Annotated in this window: 17 protein-coding genes and 1 pseudogene; 15 read left to right on the plus strand and 3 right to left on the minus strand. The window is 65.1% G+C overall.

Translation table 11 applies throughout. The annotated features are described in order from the left end of the window. The 3 genes and pseudogenes from BG61_RS43675 to map all read right to left on the minus strand — a co-directional run. Window positions 1-399: pseudogene (locus BG61_RS43675) on the minus strand (pseudouridine synthase); the annotation flags it as partial. A gap of 6 nt (window positions 400-405) precedes the next feature. Next, window positions 406-2,991, minus strand: a complete 2,586-nt coding sequence (locus BG61_RS15925; protein WP_035938089.1) for a [protein-PII] uridylyltransferase — start codon at window positions 2,989-2,991, stop codon at window positions 406-408. A 335-nt stretch (window positions 2,992-3,326) separates the two neighbouring features. Continuing rightward, window positions 3,327-4,136 carry a type I methionyl aminopeptidase gene (gene map, locus BG61_RS15930; protein ID WP_035938091.1) on the minus strand — a complete coding sequence of 270 codons (810 nt, stop codon included), beginning with the start codon at window positions 4,134-4,136 and terminating at the stop codon, window positions 3,327-3,329. A 472-nt stretch (window positions 4,137-4,608) separates the two neighbouring features. Between map and rpsB the strand changes: the two genes are divergently transcribed. From rpsB to rnhB, 15 genes are all read left to right on the plus strand, one after another. Then, window positions 4,609-5,361 (plus strand): 30S ribosomal protein S2, encoded by a 753-nt coding sequence (gene rpsB / locus BG61_RS15935; protein ID WP_035938094.1) that lies wholly within the window; start codon window positions 4,609-4,611, stop codon window positions 5,359-5,361. Window positions 5,362-5,550: 189 nt separating this feature from the next. After that, the gene (gene tsf, locus BG61_RS15940) at window positions 5,551-6,432 is read left to right on the plus strand and encodes a translation elongation factor Ts (protein WP_035938096.1); all 882 of its coding nucleotides are present in this window, start codon (window positions 5,551-5,553) and stop codon (window positions 6,430-6,432) included. A gap of 252 nt (window positions 6,433-6,684) precedes the next feature. Beyond that, window positions 6,685-7,398 (plus strand): UMP kinase, encoded by a 714-nt coding sequence (gene pyrH / locus BG61_RS15945; RefSeq protein WP_035938098.1) that lies wholly within the window; start codon window positions 6,685-6,687, stop codon window positions 7,396-7,398. Between the two features lie 86 nt (window positions 7,399-7,484). Beyond that, on the plus strand, window positions 7,485-8,045 hold the full coding sequence (frr, locus tag BG61_RS15950) for a ribosome recycling factor (protein WP_035938100.1): 561 nt from the start codon (window positions 7,485-7,487) through the stop codon (window positions 8,043-8,045). Between the two features lie 64 nt (window positions 8,046-8,109). Continuing rightward, the gene (uppS, locus tag BG61_RS15955) at window positions 8,110-8,892 is read left to right on the plus strand and encodes a polyprenyl diphosphate synthase (protein ID WP_035938102.1); all 783 of its coding nucleotides are present in this window, start codon (window positions 8,110-8,112) and stop codon (window positions 8,890-8,892) included. Beyond that, window positions 8,886-9,698, plus strand: coding sequence for a phosphatidate cytidylyltransferase (locus tag BG61_RS15960; protein ID WP_035938104.1), 813 nt, complete (start codon window positions 8,886-8,888; stop codon window positions 9,696-9,698). The genes uppS and BG61_RS15960 overlap by 7 nt, the downstream gene beginning before the upstream one ends. A gap of 10 nt (window positions 9,699-9,708) precedes the next feature. Then, window positions 9,709-10,926, plus strand: coding sequence for a 1-deoxy-D-xylulose-5-phosphate reductoisomerase (locus tag BG61_RS15965; RefSeq protein WP_035938106.1), 1,218 nt, complete (start codon window positions 9,709-9,711; stop codon window positions 10,924-10,926). A gap of 7 nt (window positions 10,927-10,933) precedes the next feature. Continuing rightward, window positions 10,934-12,307: an RIP metalloprotease RseP gene (gene rseP / locus BG61_RS15970; protein WP_035938108.1), complete on the plus strand. Its 1,374-nt coding sequence runs from the start codon at window positions 10,934-10,936 to the stop codon at window positions 12,305-12,307. Window positions 12,308-12,383: 76 nt separating this feature from the next. Continuing rightward, window positions 12,384-14,696 carry an outer membrane protein assembly factor BamA gene (bamA, locus tag BG61_RS15975; RefSeq protein ID WP_035938110.1) on the plus strand — a complete coding sequence of 771 codons (2,313 nt, stop codon included), beginning with the start codon at window positions 12,384-12,386 and terminating at the stop codon, window positions 14,694-14,696. 94 nt (window positions 14,697-14,790) lie between these two features. Beyond that, entirely contained in the window at window positions 14,791-15,279 is a 489-nt protein-coding gene (locus BG61_RS15980) for an OmpH/Skp family outer membrane protein (protein WP_035938195.1), read from the plus strand. 17 nt (window positions 15,280-15,296) lie between these two features. Then, entirely contained in the window at window positions 15,297-16,379 is a 1,083-nt protein-coding gene (lpxD, locus tag BG61_RS15985) for a UDP-3-O-(3-hydroxymyristoyl)glucosamine N-acyltransferase (protein WP_035938112.1), read from the plus strand. Window positions 16,380-16,528: 149 nt separating this feature from the next. Further along, complete coding sequence (fabZ, locus tag BG61_RS15990; RefSeq protein WP_035938115.1) at window positions 16,529-16,993, plus strand: 3-hydroxyacyl-ACP dehydratase FabZ; 465 nt, start codon at window positions 16,529-16,531, stop codon at window positions 16,991-16,993. Between the two features lie 54 nt (window positions 16,994-17,047). Next, on the plus strand, window positions 17,048-17,836 hold the full coding sequence (gene lpxA, locus BG61_RS15995; RefSeq protein WP_035938117.1) for an acyl-ACP--UDP-N-acetylglucosamine O-acyltransferase: 789 nt from the start codon (window positions 17,048-17,050) through the stop codon (window positions 17,834-17,836). A 12-nt stretch (window positions 17,837-17,848) separates the two neighbouring features. Then, window positions 17,849-19,015 carry a lipid-A-disaccharide synthase gene (gene lpxB, locus BG61_RS16000; protein WP_035938119.1) on the plus strand — a complete coding sequence of 389 codons (1,167 nt, stop codon included), beginning with the start codon at window positions 17,849-17,851 and terminating at the stop codon, window positions 19,013-19,015. Continuing rightward, the gene (gene rnhB / locus BG61_RS16005) at window positions 19,015-19,740 is read left to right on the plus strand and encodes a ribonuclease HII (protein WP_035938122.1); all 726 of its coding nucleotides are present in this window, start codon (window positions 19,015-19,017) and stop codon (window positions 19,738-19,740) included. The genes lpxB and rnhB overlap by 1 nt, the downstream gene beginning before the upstream one ends.

Raw genomic sequence — 19,740 nt, forward strand, 5'->3', positions numbered from 1 at the left:
GCGTTCACCAGCGGAAGCGGGAGCCGAACGCGTATCCTCGCCGCGCGCCTTGAACGGGCGGCGCTCATCGTTGCCCCGCGTGGCGCCGCGATCGCCGAACGCCGGCCTCGTCCCGCGCTCGCCAGTGGAAGCCGAAGCCGAACGCGCATGCTCGCCCCGGGCCTTGAACGGCCGCCGCTCGTCGCCAGTACCCGGCCGCGCGCCGCGCGCCGGCGCCCTGTCACCCGGCGACGACGCACGCGGCGCCCCCTTGGCAGGCGCCGCCGCCCCGCGCACGGGCCGGTCTCCGTCCGGCGGCTCGGCGCGCACGGGCTTTCGTCCGGCGGCGCTGCCGGAACGAACGGGGGAGCGTGCCGGCGACGCCGGGCGCGGATGTTTGGCTGTCAGTTTGACGCGCATAAATTCTCAGGCTGCGATCGCGCGCAGCAGTTCGGTTTCGACCTGGATCTGGGTCCGGTTGCTGGAAAGGCTCTTGCCGTCGAGGAGGAACACGTCCTCGACGCGTTCGCCGAGTGTGTTGATCCGTGCCGCCTGCACGCCGATCCGGTGCTGGGCCAGAACCCGCGCGATCGAATAAAGGAGGCCCTGCCGGTCGTTGGCCGACACGGAGAGGATGTAGTACTGGCCGCGCTCGTCGGGACGCAGGTCCACGCGCGGCGTGATCGGAAACGTCCGCACGAGCCGCGACACGCGGCCCTTCGACGGCTCCGGCAGAATGCGCTCGGCGGTGAGCAGCGTGCTCAGCTGCTCCTCGACGAGGTTCGCAATGTCGCGATAATGCCCGTCATGGTCCGGATGCGCGACGAGAAAATTGTCGAGCGCGTAGCCGTGCCGGGTCGTCGTCACGCGCGCGTCGAGCACGGACAGGCCGTTCTTGTCGAAATACGCGCAGATGCCGGCGAAAAGATCCGGCCGGTCGCGCACGTAGACGAGCACCTGCAGCGCCGCGCCGATCGGCGAAGGGCGCGCCCGCACGATCGGCTTCTCGCTCTCGACGTGCTTGTAGAGCACGCGCGTCTGCCAGGCGATGTCGGCGGCGTCGTGGCGCAGGAAATAGCCGACGTCGAGCTGCTCCCACAACCGGCGCTGCGCGTGTTCCGGCACCGTTTCGAGCCGCAGGAGCGCGAGCGCGTCTTCCTGGCGCGACTTCAGTTCCGAGTGCGCGTCCGGCTCCGCGCCGCCGAGCACGGCCTGCGTCGCGCGGTACAGGTCCTCGAGCAGCTTGCCTTTCCAGTTGTTCCAGACCTTCGGGCTCGTGCCGCGGATATCCGCGACGGTCAGCAGATAAAGCGCGCTCAGCCGGCGCTCGGTGCGGACCACCGACGCGAACTGCTTGATGACCTCGGGATCGCTCGTGTCCTGCTTCTGCGCGACGTGGCTCATGGTCAGATGCTGCTCGACGAGCCATACGATCAGTTCGCTGTCTTCCCGGCCGATCTCGTGTTCACGGCAGAACCGGCGGGCGTCGGCCATGCCGAGCACGGAATGGTCGCCGCCGCGGCCCTTGGCGATGTCGTGAAAGAGCGCCGCGACGTACAGCACCCACGGCCGCTCGAAGTTGCCGATCAGCTGGCTGCAGAACGGATATTCGTGCGCGTGCTCGGCGATCGCGAAGCGGCGCAGGTTGCGCAGCACCATCAGAATGTGCTGATCGACGGTGTAGACGTGATACAGATCATGCTGCATTTGTCCGACGATACGCCGGAAATTCAGCAGGTAACGCCCGAGCACGCTCGTCTGGTTCATGAGGCGCAGCGCGTGCGTGATGCCTTCCGGCTGCTTCAGGATCTCCATGAAGAGACGCCGGTTTTCCGGGTCGCGGCGCCAGTGGCGGTCCATCAGGTCGCGGGCGTTGTAGATCGCGCGCAGCGTGCGCGCCGAGAGTCCCTTCACGCCGCGCGTCTGTTCGTAGAGCAGGAAGGCTTCGAGAATCGCGTGCGGTTCGCGCTCGAACACGTCGTCGCGGGCGATTTCGAGCATGCCCTGTTTCTCGACGAAACGTCCCGAAATCACGCGCGTGATGCCGCTCGTCGATGGGAAAAGCTGCGCCTCGACGTTCTGGATCAGGATGGTCGCGAGCTGCGTCACCGCCTTGGCGGCCCAGTAGTAGCGGCGCATCAGCTGCTCGCTCGCGCGCTTGGCCGCGGTCGCCTTGAAGCCGAAGCTCTCGGCGAGCGGCGTCTGGAGGTCGAACACGAGGATGTCCTGGCGGCGTTTCGCGATCACGTGCAGGCGGGCGCGCATCGTCTTCAGGAAGCCTTCGTTGCGGCGCAGCTCGCGCGCTTCGCGCTCGGTGATGAGGCCGCGCGCGTCGAGTTCGCGCCAGCTGCTGCCGAAGCCCGCCGCACGCGAAATCCACAGGATCAGTTGCAGATCGCGCAGGCCGCCCGGGCTTTCCTTGATATTCGGTTCGAGGCTGTAAGGCGTGTCCTGAAATTTCGCGTGGCGCTGGCGCATTTCCAGGACCTTCGCCTGGAAGAACGAGCGCGGATCGAGGGTTTGCTGATAGCGCGAGGAGAATTCCTGGAAGAGGGGCGCGTCGCCGCAGATGCGCCGCGCCTCGAGGAGCGAGGTCAGCACGGTGATGTCGTTGCTCGCCTCGTGGATGCATTGCGACACCGAGCGCACGCTGCTGCCGATGTCGAGCCCGAGGTCCCACGCCATTCCGATGAAGCGCTCGATGCGCGCGTTGATCTGTGCTTCGCCCGAATCGGCGGGCATGTGATCGGGCAGCAGCACGAGGATGTCGACGTCGGAATAGGGCGCGAGCTCGCCGCGTCCGTAGCCGCCGACCGCGACGAGCGCGGCTGCCGGCGGCATGTCGCACGCGTCCCACGCGCCGGTGAGCGCGCAGTCGGTGGCGCGGGCGAGGGCGTGCATCAGCGAATCCACGTTCGATGCGCTCTGGAAGCGCTCGAGCAGGGCTGCTTTCGCCGACTTGTAGGAGGCTTTCAGCGATTCACAGGGCGGGGCGACGGCGGTGACGCTCATGGATGGAAATGGGCGGAAGCGGATCGGTTGGACGGAGAAAGGCGCTTGCTCGACTGCTGCGTTTCAGTTCGGCTCGGTTCAGCTCAGGGTGCGCCGGCAGCCGGCGGCGCGGGACGTGCGATGCAAACAGGGACTGCGTTCGACCGGGACTTCATTCGATCACTTCAGCGCTCGGGTGCGCTCGCGCAGAAGGATTCCGGTGCGTCATTCGGGTTCGGGCCTGAAGGGCTTCGTGCCATCGAGGGCTCCGTGCCGTCGACGCCGGAGGCCGCTCGGGCCCTTCGGTCAACGGCGCCCTCGTGTCACAGCGCGCTCACAGCCCGCTCATGCCGCCGTCACGCCGTGGCGGCGATCAGCTGCGACGGCGCCTGCGTGCCGGCCGACACCGTCAGCACGTCGTAGCCGGTCGGCGTGACGAGCACGGTGTGCTCCCATTGCGCCGACAGGCTGCGGTCGCGCGTCTTGACGGTCCACTGGTCGGGCATCGTGCGGATGTCGCGGCGCCCGGCGTTGATCATCGGCTCGACGGTGAAGATCATGCCCGCCTGCAGTTCGATGCCGGTGCCCGGGCGGCCGTAATGCAGGACCTGCGGCTCCTCGTGAAACACCTGGCCGATGCCGTGGCCGCAATATTCGCGCACGACGCTGTAGCCCTGCGACTCGGCGTGCTTCTGGATGGCGTGGCCGATGTCGCCGAGCCGCGCGCCGGGGCGTACCTGGTCGATGCCGAGCCACATGCAGTCGAAGGTGGTCTGAACAAGGCGCTTCGCCAGGATCGACCCTTCGCCGACGATGAACATCCGGCTCGTGTCGCCGAAATAGCCTTCCTTGATGACGGTGACGTCGATATTGAGCGCGTCGCCGCTCTTCAGCGCCTTGTCGCCCGGGATGCCGTGGCAGATCACGTCGTTGACCGAAATGCAGGTCGCCTTCGGATACGGCGGGTAGCCGGGCGGCTGATAGTTGAGCGGCGCGGGAACGGTGCCCTGTTCCTTCACCATGTACTCGTGACAGAGGCGGTCGAGTTCGCCGGTCGTCACGCCCGCCACGATATGAGGCGTGATGAAGTCGAGCACTTCGCTGGCGAGCCGGCAGGCGACGCGCATTTGCGCGATATCGTGTTCGTTTTTCAGCGTAATGGACATGACGTGGATCGAAAATTCGTGTAGGCAGCCGTGAGGCGCGAAAGCGGCATTATCGCACCTTAGGGCGGGCGCCGCACCCGGGGCGGGGCTTGCGCCCGCCCGTTTTTCCGCGGCGTCCGGACGGGCGCCGCGGGCAAACGAAGGCGCTGGAAACGGCCATGGCGCGCTGAACGGTCCCCCTTTTTCCGGCTTTCACCGAATTTCTCACTCAAACGGGCGACTTGAATGGTGTAACTCGCGCGTGCTATACTCTTTGGCTAAGTCTAGTCCTACTTTGCGCTTGGTCAGTAGTTGGTCAACCGTTGATCTCACGAGCAGCAAGCGTGGCGCGCAGCAAAGCCCGGACCAGACTTGATTCGCAAGCCGGCGCACCCAGGGTGTCCGGCGTTCGATCCCGAATGAGCCAAATGAGGCGGGGAAGGGCGCTGGATGCGGCAGTCGGCTTAAGACCCAACCCTCGCGGAGAATTTTCATGGCAGTTACCATGCGTCAAATGCTGGAAGCCGGTGTCCACTTCGGTCACCAAACGCGCTTCTGGAACCCGAAGATGGCCCCGTATATCTTCGGTCATCGCAACAAGATTCACATCATCAACCTCGAAAAGACGCTGCCGCTCTATAACGACGCGCTGAAGTACGTGCGTCAACTGGCAGCCAATCGCGGCACGATCCTGTTCGTCGGCACGAAGCGCCAGTCGCGCGACACCATCGCCGAAGAAGCGCAGCGCGCCGGCATGCCGTTCGTGAACGCACGCTGGCTCGGCGGCATGCTGACCAACTTCAAGACGCTCAAGATTTCGATCAAGCGCCTGAAGGACATGGAAGCGTCGCTGGAATCGGGTGAAACCGAGCGCATGAGCAAGAAGGAAGCGCTCCTGTTCGAGCGCGAAATGCTCAAGCTGCAAAAGTCGATCGGCGGCGTGAAGGACATGGGCGGCATTCCGGACGCGATCTTCGTGATCGACGTCGGCTATCACAAGATTGCCGTCACGGAAGCCAAGAAGCTGGGCATTCCGGTCATCGCCGTGGTCGACACGAACCACTCGCCGGAAGGCATCGACTACGTGATCCCGGGTAACGACGACGCCAGCAAGGCCGTCATCCTGTACGCGCAAGGCGTGGCCGACGCGATCCTGGAAGGCCGTGCGAACGCGGTGAACGAAGTCGTCCAGGCCGCCCGCAACGGCGAAGGCGACGAGTTCGTCGAGGTCAACGCAGAGGCGTAAAGAGCCCCTGTGTCCGGCAAAAAAGGGGCTTCGCGAAAGGCCCCTTTTTTTTAGCCGGCCGGCCGCTGCGCCGCTGCCGCAGCGCGGGCGGTCCGGAAAGACGCGCAAAAGACGAACCGGCGGCAACCAAATTCCTGCCGCGGGCTCAGACGCCGGCGGCACGTACCAAACAGACTCAAGGAGTGAATGATGGCGGCAATTACGGCAAGCATGGTGGCAGAACTGCGCGCGAAGACCGACGCGCCGATGATGGAATGCAAGAAGGCGCTGACGGAAGCCGACGGCGACCTCGCCCGCGCCGAAGAACTGCTGCGCGTGAAGCTCGGCAACAAGGCGAGCAAGGCTGCGTCGCGCGTGACGGCCGAAGGCATCGTCACGGCGCACATCGAAGGCGGCGTGGGCGCGCTCGTCGAACTGAACTGCGAAACCGACTTCGTCGCGAAGAACGACGACTTTCTCGCGTTCGGCAAGACCATCGCCGAAATCGTGGCGAAGCATCATCCGGCGGATGTCGCCGCGCTCGGCGCGCTGCCGCTCGAAAGCGCGACGGTCGATGCCGTGCGCCTCGCGCTCGTCGGCAAGATCGGCGAAAACCTGTCGATCCGCCGTTTCGTGCGCTTCGAAACGAGCAACAAGCTCGCCTCGTACCTGCATGGCACGCGCATCGGCGTGCTGGTCGAGTTCACGGGCACGGACGAGCAGGTCGGCAAGGATGTCGCGATGCACGTCGCGGCCATGAAGCCGGTCTCGCTGTCGTCGAACGACGTGCCGGCCGACCTGATCGCGAAGGAACGCAGCATCGCCGAGCAGAAAGCCGCCGAATCGGGCAAGCCGGCTGAAATCGTCGCGAAGATGGTCGACGGCAGCGTGCAGAAATATCTGAAGGAAGTGTCGCTGCTCAACCAGCCGTTCGTTAAGAACGACAAGCAGACGATCGAGCAGATGCTGAAGGCAGCCGGCGCGTCGGTGCAGAAGTTCGCGCTGTTCGTGGTCGGCGAAGGCATCGAGAAGCGTCAGGACGATTTCGCAGCCGAAGTGGCCGCGCAAGTCGCCGCAGCGAAGCAGGGCTAAGCCCGCAGCGGGCGCCGCGCTGGCTCGAAAGGCGCCGCGCCCGCGGAAAAAAGCAGCACCAGCAGCAGGAAACAACCGCCGCGGGACGTTCGTTTCGCGGCTCTCAGGCAGGCAAATCGGCCTCGCGGGAGAGCCAGGGTTAACCCTTTATTTCTCCCCGGTGCTTCAATTTGGCACGCTTGCCCGAAATATCGTTTCACCCCTACAGTTCTACGTTGTTGCAACCTCCCTCGGCGCGAAACGGAAACTTCTATGCCCACAGCCTACAAACGCGTACTCCTCAAACTCTCCGGCGAAGCCCTGATGGGCGACGATGCGTTCGGCATCAATCGCGCGACCATCGAAAGGATGGTGGCGGACGTCGCGGAAGTGGTGCGCCTGGGCACCCAGCTCGCGGTCGTGATCGGCGGCGGTAACATCTTCCGGGGCGTGGCGGGCGGCGCGGCCGGCATGGACCGTGCGACGGCCGACTACATGGGCATGCTCGCCACGATGATGAACGCGCTCGCGCTGCAGGACGCCATGCGTCACGCGGGCATCGAGGCGCGCGTGCAGTCGGCGCTGCGCATGGACCAGGTCGTCGAGCCGTATATCCGGCCGCGCGCGATCCGTCAGCTTGAGGAAGGCAAGGTTGTGATTTTCGCGGCCGGCACGGGCAACCCGTTCTTCACCACCGATACGGCCGCTGCGCTGCGCGGCTCGGAAATCGGCGCGGAAGTGGTGCTGAAGGCGACCAAGGTCGACGGCGTGTATTCGGCGGACCCGAAGAAGGACCCGGATGCCACGCGCTACAGCACGATCAGCTTCGACGAGGCGATCGGCCGCAATCTGCAGGTGATGGACGCGACGGCGTTCGCGCTGTGCCGCGACCAGAAGCTGCCGATCCGCGTCTTTTCGATCAACAAGCCGGGCGCGCTCAAGCGCATCGTTCAAGGCGACGACGAAGGTACGCTCGTCCACGTGTAAACTCTCGCGGTAACGGGCGCGGCGCGGCTCGAAGGCCGGCGCCGGGTGTGCCCCTATCGCCAGTAACCCAAGGTTCGGAGGTTCAAATGAGTGTGGCTGACATTAAAAAGGGCGTCGACCAGAAGATGCAGCGGTCGATCGAGGCGTTCAAGGCTGATCTGGCCAAGATCCGCACGGGTCGCGCCCATACCGGCTTGCTCGACCATATCCAGGTCGATTATTACGGCTCGAACGTGCCCATTTCGCAGGTCGCGAACATGACGCTCGTCGACGCGCGCACGATCGGCGTGCAGCCGTGGGAAAAGAAGATGGTGGGGGTCATCGAGAAGGCGATCCGCGAGTCCGACCTCGGCCTGAATCCCGCGACGCAGGGCGACCTGATCCGCGTGCCGATGCCCGCGCTCACCGAAGAGCGCCGCCGCGAGCTGACGAAGGTCGTGAAGAGCGAAGGCGAGACGGCCAAGATCGCCGTGCGCAACCTGCGCCGCGACGCCAACGAGCAACTGAAGAAGCTCGTGAAGGACAAGGAAATCTCCGAGGACGACGAGCGCCGCGCAAGCGACGACGTCCAGAAGTTCACCGACAAATTCGTCGCGGAAATCGACAAGCTGGTCCAGTCGAAAGAAGCCGAAATCATGACGGTTTGAGGCCGATTCCGGTCTTGCCAGCCTTGCTGGCGCTTGATTCCGTCGATAATAAGACTCAGCGGCCATGACCTATACCAGCTCAACCGTTCGCGTGCCCGATGTCGCCGCTGTGCCGCGTCATATCGCGATCATCATGGACGGCAACGGCCGTTGGGCGACGCAGCGGCGCTTGCCGCGCGTCGCGGGACATTCGCGCGGTGTCGATGCGGTGCGCGCGACGGTCGAAAGCTGCGCGCGCCGCGGCGTCCAGTACCTGACGCTCTTTGCTTTCAGTTCCGAAAACTGGCGCCGCCCGACCGAGGAAGTCTCGTTTCTCATGCGCCTGTTCGTCACGGCGCTGGAGCGCGAAGTCGGCAAGCTGCATGCGAACGGCATCCGGCTGCGCGTCGTCGGCGACATTTCGATGTTCGACGACCGCATCCGCGCCCTGATTCAGCGCGCGGAGACGAAAACCGCGCGCAACACGAGGCTCACGCTGACCATCGCGGCCAACTACGGCGGCCGCTGGGACATCATGCAAGCAACCCGTAAGCTCGCCGAGCAGTCGGCGGTGGAGGGGCAGGCGGTTCTCGTGGACGAGGAATCGTTCGCGCAGCACCTCGCCATGGCTTACGCGCCGGAGCCGGATCTCTTCATTCGCACGGGCGGCGAGCAGCGCATCAGCAACTTCCTGCTGTGGCAGCTCGCCTACACCGAGTTCTATTTCACCGATACCTACTGGCCGGATTTCGACGCCGATGCGCTCGGCCGGGCGATCGAGTCGTACGGCGAGCGCGAGCGGCGGTTCGGGCGCACGAGCGCGCAGCTCGAGCCGCAATCGCAGAAGGCCGACACCTTTTCATGCTAAAGACCCGTGTCATCACGGCAGTCGTTCTGCTGGCGGTGCTGCTGCCGATCACGCTGTTCGCGCCGGTCGGCGCGTTTGGGGCGCTGATCGCGTTTGTGGTCGTTTTTGCCGCCTGGGAATGGGCGCGCCTCCTGAAAATGGGCGGGGCCGGCCCGGTCGTCTATGCGCTGATTGCCGCGCTGGCGCTGGTTTCGAGCACCTATCTGGGCGTCGCGCCGAAAGGGCTTTTTCAGATGGCCGTGATTTTCTGGGTGCTGGCCGGGCCATTTGCGCTCCTGCGCAAGCCCGTGCTGTCGGCCGGCGCATGGCGGATTTTCCTGCTTTTCGCGGGCATCGTCGTGTTCGTGGCCTGCTGGCACGCGCTCGTCGCGGCCCGGACGATCGGCGTGGCTTTCGTGCTATCGCTTTTACTAGTCGTCTGGCTCGCCGACATAGGCGCATACTTCGCCGGAAAAGCTTTCGGACGCCACAAGCTCGCGCTTTCGATCAGTCCCGGCAAGACTTGGGAAGGCGCCATCGGCGGCTGGCTCGCGGTGATGGTGATCGGTTCGATCGCCGCTGCAACAAGCATTTTCGCGCCGACGCTGTTCACGGCATTCGTCCAACAACTCGGCTGGATCAAGGCGCTTTTCGCGCTGACCGTGCTGGTCGCGTTCAGCGTGGTCGGCGATCTGTTCGAGTCGCTCTTGAAGCGCCAGGCCGGCGTCAAGGATTCGAGCGGTCTGCTGCCGGGCCACGGCGGCGTTCTGGACCGCATCGACGCACTGTTGCCTGTACTGCCGATCGCACTCCTCGTCGTCGGCTAAAGAAGGATTTATGCAAAAACGTCTGACTTTGCTCGGCTCCACGGGCTCGATCGGCGAAAGCACGCTCGACGTCGTGGCGCGGCACCCCGACCGGTTCTCGGTCCACGCGCTCACCGCTCATCGCAACGGCGACAAGCTCGTCGCCCAGTGCCTGCGCTTTCAGCCCGACGTGGCGGTCGTAGGCGACGCCGACACGGCGGCGAAAGTGGCCGCCGAACTGCGCGCCGCCGGCTGCAGGACCGAGGTGCACCATGGCCCGGCGGCGCTCGTCGATGCCGCTTCGTCGGCCGGGTGCGACACGGTCGTCGCGGCGATCGTCGGCGCAGCCGGGCTCGCGCCTACGCTTGCCGCCGCGCGCATGGGCAAGCGCATTCTGCTTGCCAACAAGGAAGCGCTCGTGATGTCGGGGCAGATTTTCATCGACGCCGTGCGCGACAACGGCGCCGTGCTCCTGCCCGTCGACAGCGAGCACAATGCCGTGTTCCAGTGCTTGCCGCGCGAGGCGGCGCTGCACGGCGGGGTGTCGAAGATCATCCTGACCGCCTCGGGCGGGCCGTTTCGCACGCGCGAGCCGTCCACGCTCGTCGACGTCACGCCCGACGAGGCCTGCAAGCACCCGAACTGGGCGATGGGCCGCAAGATTTCCGTCGATTCCGCGACGATGATGAACAAGGGCCTGGAAGTGATCGAAGCGCACTGGCTCTTCGATCTGCCGGGCTCGCGCATCGAGGTGCTGATTCATCCGCAGAGCGTGATCCATTCGATGGTGTCCTACGCCGACGGCTCGGTGCTCGCACAGCTCGGCAATCCCGACATGCGCACGCCGATCGCCCACGCGCTCGCGTTTCCGGACCGCGTGAATTCGGGCGTCGCCCAGCTGGATCTCGCGCAGGTCGCCACGCTCACGTTCGAAAAGCCCGATTTTCAGCGCTTTCCGTGCCTCGCGCTTGCGATCCGGGCGCTGGAGGCGGGCGGCATCGCGAGCGCGGCGCTCAACGCCGCGAACGAAGTCGCCGTCGAAGCGTTTCTTGCGCGCCGCATCGGCTTCATGGCGATCGGCGAGGTGGTGGAGAGCGTCTTGAACGCGCTGCCGGTGACGAGCGCCGCCACGCTCGACGACGTGCTCGCCGCCGACGCCGAGGCGCGCCGCCTTGCGTCCCGCTTCGCTTCCCGCTTCGCCGGCACGCCGGCAGCAGGCGCGCCGAGCGCCGAGCGCATAGCGCATTGAGGCCGTCATGAACATCCTGACCGAAATCGTTGCCTTCGTCGTCGCGATAGGCGTTCTCGTCGTTGTCCACGAATTCGGCCATTACAGCGTCGCGCGGATGTGCGGCGTGAAAGTCCTGCGCTTTTCCGTTGGCTTCGGCAAGCCGCTCGTGCGCTGGGTGAGCAAGAAGACCGGCGTCGAGTGGACCATTGCCGCGCTGCCCCTCGGCGGCTACGTGAAGATGCTCGACGAGCGCGAAGCCGACTCGAGTATCCCGCCCGAAGACCTGCCGCTCGCGTTCAACCGGCAATCGGTGTGGAAGCGCATCGCAATCGTCGCGGCGGGGCCGGCGGCGAACTTCATTCTGGCGATCGTGCTTTTTTCGGCGGTGTTCGCGGGCGGCGTCACGGAGCCCGCGGCGATCGTCTCCGCGCCCGCGCCCGATACCGCCGCGGCCCAGGCGGGCTTCGAGGGCGGCGAAACGATCGTGTCGATGCGCGATGCGCAAAGCGGCGGCGACTCGCACCCGATCCGCTCCTGGTCCGACCTGCGCTGGAAGATGCTCGATGCGTCGTTCGACCATCGCCGCGTGGTGCTCACGGCGAAGACGCCGGAAGGCACGTTCGACTTCCCGGTCGACGTGGCCGGCATCAGCGATCCGGACGCCGAACAGGATTTCATGGACAAGCTCGGCTTCATGCCGGGCGGCGGCACGCTCTCGGTGGCGGGCGTGGAAGCGGGCAGCGCGGCGCAAAAGAGCGGCCTCGCGGCAGGCGACACGCTGCGCGCGATCGACGGCCGTCCGATCGACAACGCGAACAACTTCATCGACTACGTGAAGGCGCATGCGGGCAAGCCGATCACGCTGACGATCGAGCGCGGCGGCGAAGCGCGCACCGTGCAGGTCGTGCCCGACGTGAAGCGCGACGCGCAGACGGGCCACGACGTGGGCCGTATCGGCGCGGCGCTCGCGAACCAGCTGCCGAGCGTCGACGTGCGCTATGGTCCGATCGAAAGCGTGCGGCTCGGCGTGAACCGCACGTGGGACATCAGCGTGTATTCGCTGCGCATGTTCGGACGGATGATCGTCGGCGAGGCGTCGCTCAAGAATCTCTCCGGCCCGGTCACCATCGCGGACTACGCAGGCAAGAGCGCGCGGCTCGGATTGACCGCTTTCGTCTCGTTTCTCGCACTCGTGAGCATCAGTCTCGGCGTGTTGAACTTGTTACCGATTCCGGTTTTGGACGGTGGGCATCTGTTATATTATTTGGTTGAAGCCGTTACTGGCAAAGCGGTATCAGATCGCTGGCAGCTGGTTCTGCAACGGGCGGGCCTCGTTTGCATCGTCGCTCTGTCGATGATTGCGTTGTTCAACGATCTGGCTCGCCTGATCCGTTTTTGATCCATTTCACAATTTCTGGCGGCGTCCCATGAGCGACCGCCGGAACTGATGCAGCTTTACACACTGGGGAAGCACGTTGTTCAAACCTCATCGCTTTGTTCCTAAGACGGCTGTGGCCGCGGCACTGGCCGCAACCGGCATGGCGGCACACGCGACCACGCCTTTCGTCGTGCAGGATATCCGCATCGACGGTCTTCAGCGTATCGAGCCGGGTTCGGTCTTCGCCTACCTGCCGATCAAGCAAGGCGACACGTTCACCGACGACAAGGCATCCGAAGCGATTCGCGCCCTTTATGCGACGGGTTTCTTCAACGACGTGCAGATCGCCACGCAGGGCAATGTCGTCGTGGTGCAGGTGCAGGAACGTCCGGCGATTTCGCAGATCGACTTCGCCGGTCTTCACGAATTCGACAAGGAAAACCTCACGAAGGCATTGCGTTCGGTGGGGCTGTCGCAGGGCCGTTCATACGACAAGGCGCTCGTCGACAAGGCCGAGCAGGAACTGAAGCGCCAGTACCTCACGCGCGGTTTCTACGCGGCCGAAGTGACGACCACGGTCACGCCGGTGGACCGCAACCGCGTGGCGATCCTGTTCTCTGTGGCCGAGGGCCCGAGCGCGAAGATCCGCCAGATCAACTTCATCGGCAACAAGGCGGTCAGCACGAGCACGCTGCGCGACGAGATGCAGCTCTCCACGCCGAACTGGTTCTCCTGGTACACGAAGAACGACCTGTACGCGAAGGAAAAGCTGACAGGCGATCTCGAGAACGTCCGCTCGTACTACCTGAACCGCGGCTACCTCGAATTCAGCATCGAATCGACGCAGGTCTCGATCTCGCCGGACAAGAAGGACATGTACCTGACGATTTCGCTGCACGAAGGCGAGCCGTACAAGGTGAACAGCATCAAGCTCGCGGGCAATCTGCTCGACCGCGAAGCGGAGCTGAACAAGCTCATCAAGATCAAGCCGGGCGAGCGCTTCTCGGCGGAAAAGCTGCAGGCCACGACCAAGGCGATCGTCGACAAGCTCGGCGAATACGGTTACGCATTCGCGCAGGTCAATGCGCAGCCGCAGATCGACCAGGCGAATCACACCGTCGATCTCACGCTGCAGGTCGATCCGAGCCGCCGCGTGTACGTGCGCCGCGTGAACATCGTGGGCAATACGCGTACGCGCGACGAAGTGGTGCGCCGCGAGATGCGTCAGCTGGAAAGCTCGTGGTTCGATTCGAGCCGCCTCGCGCTGTCGAAGGACCGCGTGAACCGTCTCGGCTACTTCACCGACGTCGACGTGACCACGATCCCGGTCGAAGGCACGAATGACCAGGTCGACGTGGACGTGAAGGTTGCCGAAAAGCCCACCGGCGCGATCACGCTGGGTGCGGGCTTCTCGTCGACGGACAAGGTGGTGCTCTCGGCGGGCGTCTCGCAGGACAACGTGTTTGGCTCGGGCACGAGCCTCGCGGTGAACGTCAATACCGCGAAGACGTATCGCACGCTGACGGTGACGCAGGTCGATCCGTACTTCACGATCGACGGCATCAAGCGCATCACCGACGTGTACTACCGTACCTACCAGCCGCTCTTCTATTCGACGGATTCGAGCTTCAAGATCATCACGATGGGCGCCGATACGAAGTTCGGCATCCCGTTCTCCGAGCAGGACACCGTGTATTTCGGTGCCGGCATCGAGCAGAACACGATGGACATCGACCAGAATACGCCGGAGAGCTACAAGCTCTACGTGCAGGAATTCGGCCGCGTGGTGAACAACATCCCGCTGACGGTCGGCTGGTCGCGCGACAATCGTGACAGCGCGCTCGTGCCGAGCCGCGGTTACTACCTGCAGACGAATGCCGAATACGGCACGCCGCTAGGCAATACGACCTACGGCAAGTTCGACGCGCAGTTCCAGTATTACTACTCGTTCGCGCGCGGCTTCGTGCTGGGCTTCAACCTGCAGGGCGGCTACGGGAAGGGGTTGCAGGGCCAGACGTTCCCGATCTTCAAGAACTACTACGCGGGCGGTATCGGTTCGGTACGCGGCTACGAGCCGAGCTCGCTCGGTCCGCGCGATGCCACCACCGGCGACCCGATCGGCGGCTCGCGCATGGCGGTCGGCAATATCGAGCTGACGTTCCCGCTGCCGGGTACGGGCTACGACCGCACGCTGCGCGTGTTCACGTTCCTCGACGCCGGTAACGTCTGGGGCGACCCGGGCCAGGGCGGCACGTCGGGCGGCTCGAACGGTTTGCGCTATGGTTACGGCGTCGGTCTCGCGTGGATTTCGCCGATCGGGCCGCTCAAGCTGAGCCTGGGTTTCCCGCTACAGAAGCACGAGGGCGACCAGTACCAGAAATTCCAGTTCCAGATCGGTACCGCGTTCTGACGTGGCGTCCCGTAACCCGATCCCGGACCCTAGTAACGTGAGGAACACTTTGCGAACCGGTAAGCTCTCGAAACATGTGGTGTCGGCGCTTGCGATGACGATCATCCTCGGCCTCTCGGGTGTGGCCACCGCGAACGCTCAGGAGGCCCGGATCGCCGCGGTCAATTCCGACCGCATCCTGCGGGAATCGGCGGCGGCGAAGGCGGCGCAGAGCAAGCTCGAACAGGAGTTTTCGAAGCGCGACAAGGCATTGCAGGAAATGGCGCAGCGTCTGAAGACGATGTCGGACACCATGGACAAGAACGGTCCGTCGATGTCCCCCTCCGACCGCGCGGCGCGCCAGCGCGATCTGTCGCAGCTCGATGCGGACTTCCAGCGCAAGCAGCGCGAATTCCGCGAAGACCTGAACCAGCGCCGCAACGAGGAACTTGCTGCGGTGCTGGATCGCGCGAACAAGGTGATCAAGCAGATCGCCGAGCAGCAGCATTACGATCTGATCGTGCAGGAAGCGGTGTACGTGAGCCCGCGCATCGATATTACCGATCAGGTGCTGAAAGCACTTGCCGCCAACAGCTCGAACTGATCAGGAGCCGCACACGCATGGCATCAGGCAAGGCGATCACCCTCGCGGAACTCGTAAAGCGCTTCGGCGGCGACATCGCCGGCGATGCGGCGCATGGTGTCGAAAGTCTGGCGCCGCTCGACGCGGCGGGGCCCGCGCAACTCGCGTTTCTCGCGAACCAGAAATATCTGTCGCAGGTCGAGACCACGCGCGCCGGCGCGGTGCTGATCTCGCCCGCCGACCTCGAAAAGGTGACGGCGCGCGCAGGCCGTAACTTCATCGTCACCCCGAACCCGTACGCTTATTTCGCACGCGTCGCGCAGGTTTTCATCGACCTCGCGTCGCCGCCCGCCGTGCCCGGCGTGCATCCGAGCGCGTTCGTCGATCCTTCCGCGAAGGTCGCCGCGAGCGCCGTGATCGGCGCGCACGTGAGCGTGGAAGCGGGCGCCGTGATCGGCGAGCGGGTGAAGCTCGACGCGGGCGTCGTGGTCGGCCGCGGCGCGAGGCTCGGCGACGACGTCCATCTGTACCCGAATGTCACGGTCTATCATGGCTGCAGGCTCGGCGCGCGCGTGATCGTGCACGCGGGCGCGGTGATCGGCGCGGATGGCTTCGGCTTTGCGCCGGATTTCGTCGGCGACGGCGACGCGCGCACCGGCAACTGGGTGAAGATTCCCCAGGTCGGCGCGGTGGATATCGCCGACGACGTCGAAATCGGCGCGAACACCACGATCGATCGTGGCGCGATGGCGGACACGGTCATCGAAGAGGGCGTGAAAATCGACAATCTCGTGCAGATCGGACACAACTGCCGGATCGGCGCCTACACGGTAATCGCGGGCTGCGCGGGCATCGCGGGCAGCACGACGATCGGGCGGCACTGCATGATCGGCGGCGCGGTGGGCATCGCGGGCCACGTGACGCTTGCGGATTACGTGATCGTCACGGCGCAGTCGGGTGTGTCGAAGTCGCTCGTCAAGCCGGGCATGTACACGAGCGCGTTTCCGGCCGTGAATCACGCCGACTGGAACAAGAGCGCGGCGCTGGTGCGCAATCTCGACAAGCTGCGCGATCGCATCAAGGCGCTCGAGGCGGCGCTCGGAACGCGCGAGGAGGAGTAGAACGCAGCACGCCGCGAGAGCGGACAGCAAGGACAGCAAGGACAATAAGCGGGCCATACGATCCGCGAAGAGGCAACAGCATCCCAGGCGGGCCGCGTGCGCGGCCCGCAGTCAACACCCGCGCTCAAGAGCGCGCGAGCAGAACGACCATGAGCACAGAAAAAATCAATCTCGACATCCACAAGATTCTGACGTTGCTGCCGCATCGGTATCCGATCCTGCTCGTCGATCGGGTGCTAGAACTCGAACCGCACAAGAGCATCAAAGCGCTCAAGAACGTGACGATCAACGAGCCGTATTTCCAGGGTCACTTCCCGACGCGTCCCGTAATGCCGGGTGTCCTGATCCTCGAAGCGCTCGCGCAGACCGCGGCGCTTTTGACCTTCGCGGAAGAGCCGCACGACCCCGAGACGACGCTCTATTACTTCGTCGGCATCGACGGGGCGCGTTTCAAGCGCGTGGTGGAGCCGGGCGACCAGCTGATCCTGAACGTCACGTTCGAGCGGTACATGCGCGGCATCTGGAAATTCAAGGCACGCGCCGAAGTGGATGGCGCCGTCGCCGCGGAAGCCGAGCTCATGTGTACCGTGAAGAACACGGGGACCGAGGCGTAAATCGCGCCACGGTCTGCGGCATCGAAGAATGAACAGAACACAAGGCGAGGGCGCATGAGCAAGATTCACCCAACTGCGATCATCGAGCCGGGCGCTCAGCTCGATGAATCAGTCGAAGTCGGTGCGTACGCGATCGTCGGCGCGCACGTGGCCATCGGCGCGCGCACGACCATCGGCTCGCACAGCGTGATCGAGGGCCATACCACGATTGGCGAGGACAACCGCATCGGCCATTACGCGTCGGTCGGCGGCCGTCCGCAGGACATGAAGTACAAGGACGAGCCCACGCGGCTCGAAATCGGCAACCGCAACACCATCCGCGAATTCACGACGATCCACACCGGCACCGTGCAGGACCAGGGCGTGACCGTGATCGGCGACGACTGCTGGATCATGGCCTACGTCCACGTCGGCCATGATTGCCGGCTCGGCAGCAACGTGATCATGTCGAGCAACGCGCAACTGGCGGGCCACGTGTTCGTCGACGACTTCGCGATCGTCGGCGGCATGTCGGGCGTGCACCAGTTCGTGCGCATCGGCGCGCATTCCATGCTGGGCGGCGCTTCCGCGCTCGTGCAGGACGTGCCGCCGTTCGTCATCGCGGCGGGCAACAAGGCCGAACCGCACGGCATCAATGTCGAGGGGCTGCGCCGGCGCGGTTTCTCCGCCGAGGCGATTTCGGCGCTGCGCGCGGCCTACCGCGTCGTGTACAAGAGCGGCCTGTCGCTCGAAGAAGCCAAGGTGCAACTGCGCGAGCTCGGCGTGGCGGGCGGCGACGGCGACGCGCCCGTCACGGCGTTCAGCGATTTCATCGCGGCGTCGCAGCGCGGCATCATCCGCTGACCGGCCGCCTGGATGACGCTGATCACGAATCCCTTGCGCATCGCGATGGTCGCGGGCGAGCCATCGGGCGACCTGCTCGCGGCCTCGCTGCTCGGCGGGCTCAAGGAGCGGCTGCCGGCCGCCACGCAATATAGCGGCGTCGGCGGGCCGCGCATGAAGGCCGCCGGTTTCGACGCGCACTGGCCGATGGACAAGCTGACCGTGCGCGGCTATGTCGAGGCGCTCAGGCATATCCCCGAGATCCTCGGCATCCGCAACGAACTGAAGCGGCAACTGCTTGCCGAGCCGCCGTCGGTGTTCATCGGCGTCGATGCGCCGGATTTCAACTTCGGGCTCGAGCATGCGTTGCGCGACGCGGGCATTCCTACCGTGCATTTCGTCTGTCCGTCGATCTGGGCGTGGCGCGGCGGGCGCATCAAGAAGATCGTGAAGGCGGTCGATCACATGCTGTGCGTGTTCCCGTTCGAGACGGCGCTGATGGAAAAGGCCGGCGTGGCGGCGACGTACGTCGGCCACCCGCTCGCCGACGAAATCCCGATCGAGCCGGATACGGCGGGCGCGCGCCGCGAGCTAGGCCTCGGGGAGGACGGTCCGGTGATCGCCGTGCTGCCGGGCAGCCGCCGCTCGGAAATTTCGCTGATCGGCCCGACGTTCTTCGACGCAATGGAGCTCATGCAGTTGCGCGAGCCCGGCGTGCGCTTTTTGATGCCGGCGGCGAACCCGGCGCTGCGCGAACTGCTGCAGCCGCTCGTCGCCGCGCACCCGCACCTGAATCTCACCATCACCGACGGCCGCGCCCAGACCGCGATGACCGCCGCCGACGCGATCCTCGTGAAATCCGGCACCGTGACGCTCGAAGCGGCGCTGCTGAAAAAGCCGATGGTCATCTCCTACAAGGTGCCCTGGCTGACGGGCCAGATCATGAAGCGCCAGGGCTATCTGCCGTATGTCGGCTTGCCGAACATCCTGGCCGGGCGTTTCGTCGTGCCTGAAATCCTCCAGCATTTCGCGACGCCCGAAGCGCTCGCCGACGCCACGCTGAAACAGTTGAACGACGACGCCAACCGCCGTACGCTGACGGAAATCTTCACGGAAATGCATCACGTGCTGCGCCAGAATACGGCGCAGCGGGCGGCGGAGGCCGTCGAGCGCGTGCTCGAATCCCGGAGGCCGCGATAATGGCGGGCGCATCGAAAAGGGCGGCATCGCAGGCGGGCGCAAGGCAGGGCGGACTGAATTTCGATTCGCCGCTCGACGTCATTTGCGGCGTCGACGAGGCGGGGCGCGGACCGCTCGCCGGACCGGTCGTTGCGGCGGCGGTCATTTTCGACCCGGTGAAAGCGAAAATTCGCGGGCTCGACGACTCGAAGGTGCTGAGCGCGAAAAAGCGCGAGGAACTGTACGAGAAGATCGTCGACCGGGCCCTCGCCTACTGCATCGCGTCGGCGACGGTCGAGGAAATCGACACGCTGAACATCCTCCACGCCACCATGCTCGCGATGAAGCGCGCGGTGGAGGGCCTCGCGGTCGCGCCGACGCTGGTGAAAGTCGACGGCAACCGCTGCCCGGTTCTGTCGATCCGCTCGGAAGCCGTGATCGGCGGCGACGCGCTCGTCGCGCAGATCTCGGCGGCATCGATCCTCGCGAAGGTCACGCGCGACCGGATGCTGCTGCAACTGCACGAAATCCACCCCGTCTACGGTTTCGACGCCCACGCCGGCTACGGCACGCCGCAGCACCTCGCCGCGCTGCGCGAGCACGGTCCGTGCGAGCACCACCGGCGCTCGTTCGCGCCGGTTCGCGAGGCGCATGCACGCTTCGGCATCGTGTTGCCGGAGATCGCGCCGGCGGTCCTTCAGGCTGCCGAAGCGGCCGACCAGGACCCCGACGCCCGCGCCTTCTGA

The sequence above is a fragment of the Caballeronia glathei genome (assembly GCF_000698595.1).
Lineage (GTDB): Bacteria > Pseudomonadota > Gammaproteobacteria > Burkholderiales > Burkholderiaceae > Caballeronia > Caballeronia glathei.

Bases quoted from the DNA above. Each gene is read 5' to 3' on its own strand.
- lpxA (WP_035938117.1), top strand. From the start codon at position 17,048: ATGAGCAAGATTCACCCAACTGCGATCATCGAGCCGGGCGCTCAGCTC.
- lpxB (WP_035938119.1), top strand. From the start codon at position 17,849: ATGACGCTGATCACGAATCCCTTGCGCATCGCGATGGTCGCGGGCGAG.
- map (WP_035938091.1), bottom strand. From the start codon at position 4,136: ATGTCCATTACGCTGAAAAACGAACACGATATCGCGCAAATGCGCGTC.
- fabZ (WP_035938115.1), top strand. From the start codon at position 16,529: ATGAGCACAGAAAAAATCAATCTCGACATCCACAAGATTCTGACGTTG.
- lpxD (WP_035938112.1), top strand. From the start codon at position 15,297: ATGGCATCAGGCAAGGCGATCACCCTCGCGGAACTCGTAAAGCGCTTC.
- BG61_RS15925 (WP_035938089.1), bottom strand. From the start codon at position 2,991: ATGAGCGTCACCGCCGTCGCCCCGCCCTGTGAATCGCTGAAAGCCTCC.
- rseP (WP_035938108.1), top strand. From the start codon at position 10,934: ATGAACATCCTGACCGAAATCGTTGCCTTCGTCGTCGCGATAGGCGTT.
- tsf (WP_035938096.1), top strand. From the start codon at position 5,551: ATGGCGGCAATTACGGCAAGCATGGTGGCAGAACTGCGCGCGAAGACC.
- BG61_RS15965 (WP_035938106.1), top strand. From the start codon at position 9,709: ATGCAAAAACGTCTGACTTTGCTCGGCTCCACGGGCTCGATCGGCGAA.
- pyrH (WP_035938098.1), top strand. From the start codon at position 6,685: ATGCCCACAGCCTACAAACGCGTACTCCTCAAACTCTCCGGCGAAGCC.
- BG61_RS15980 (WP_035938195.1), top strand. From the start codon at position 14,791: ATGACGATCATCCTCGGCCTCTCGGGTGTGGCCACCGCGAACGCTCAG.
- BG61_RS15960 (WP_035938104.1), top strand. From the start codon at position 8,886: ATGCTAAAGACCCGTGTCATCACGGCAGTCGTTCTGCTGGCGGTGCTG.
- uppS (WP_035938102.1), top strand. From the start codon at position 8,110: ATGACCTATACCAGCTCAACCGTTCGCGTGCCCGATGTCGCCGCTGTG.
- rnhB (WP_035938122.1), top strand. From the start codon at position 19,015: ATGGCGGGCGCATCGAAAAGGGCGGCATCGCAGGCGGGCGCAAGGCAG.
- frr (WP_035938100.1), top strand. From the start codon at position 7,485: ATGAGTGTGGCTGACATTAAAAAGGGCGTCGACCAGAAGATGCAGCGG.
- rpsB (WP_035938094.1), top strand. From the start codon at position 4,609: ATGGCAGTTACCATGCGTCAAATGCTGGAAGCCGGTGTCCACTTCGGT.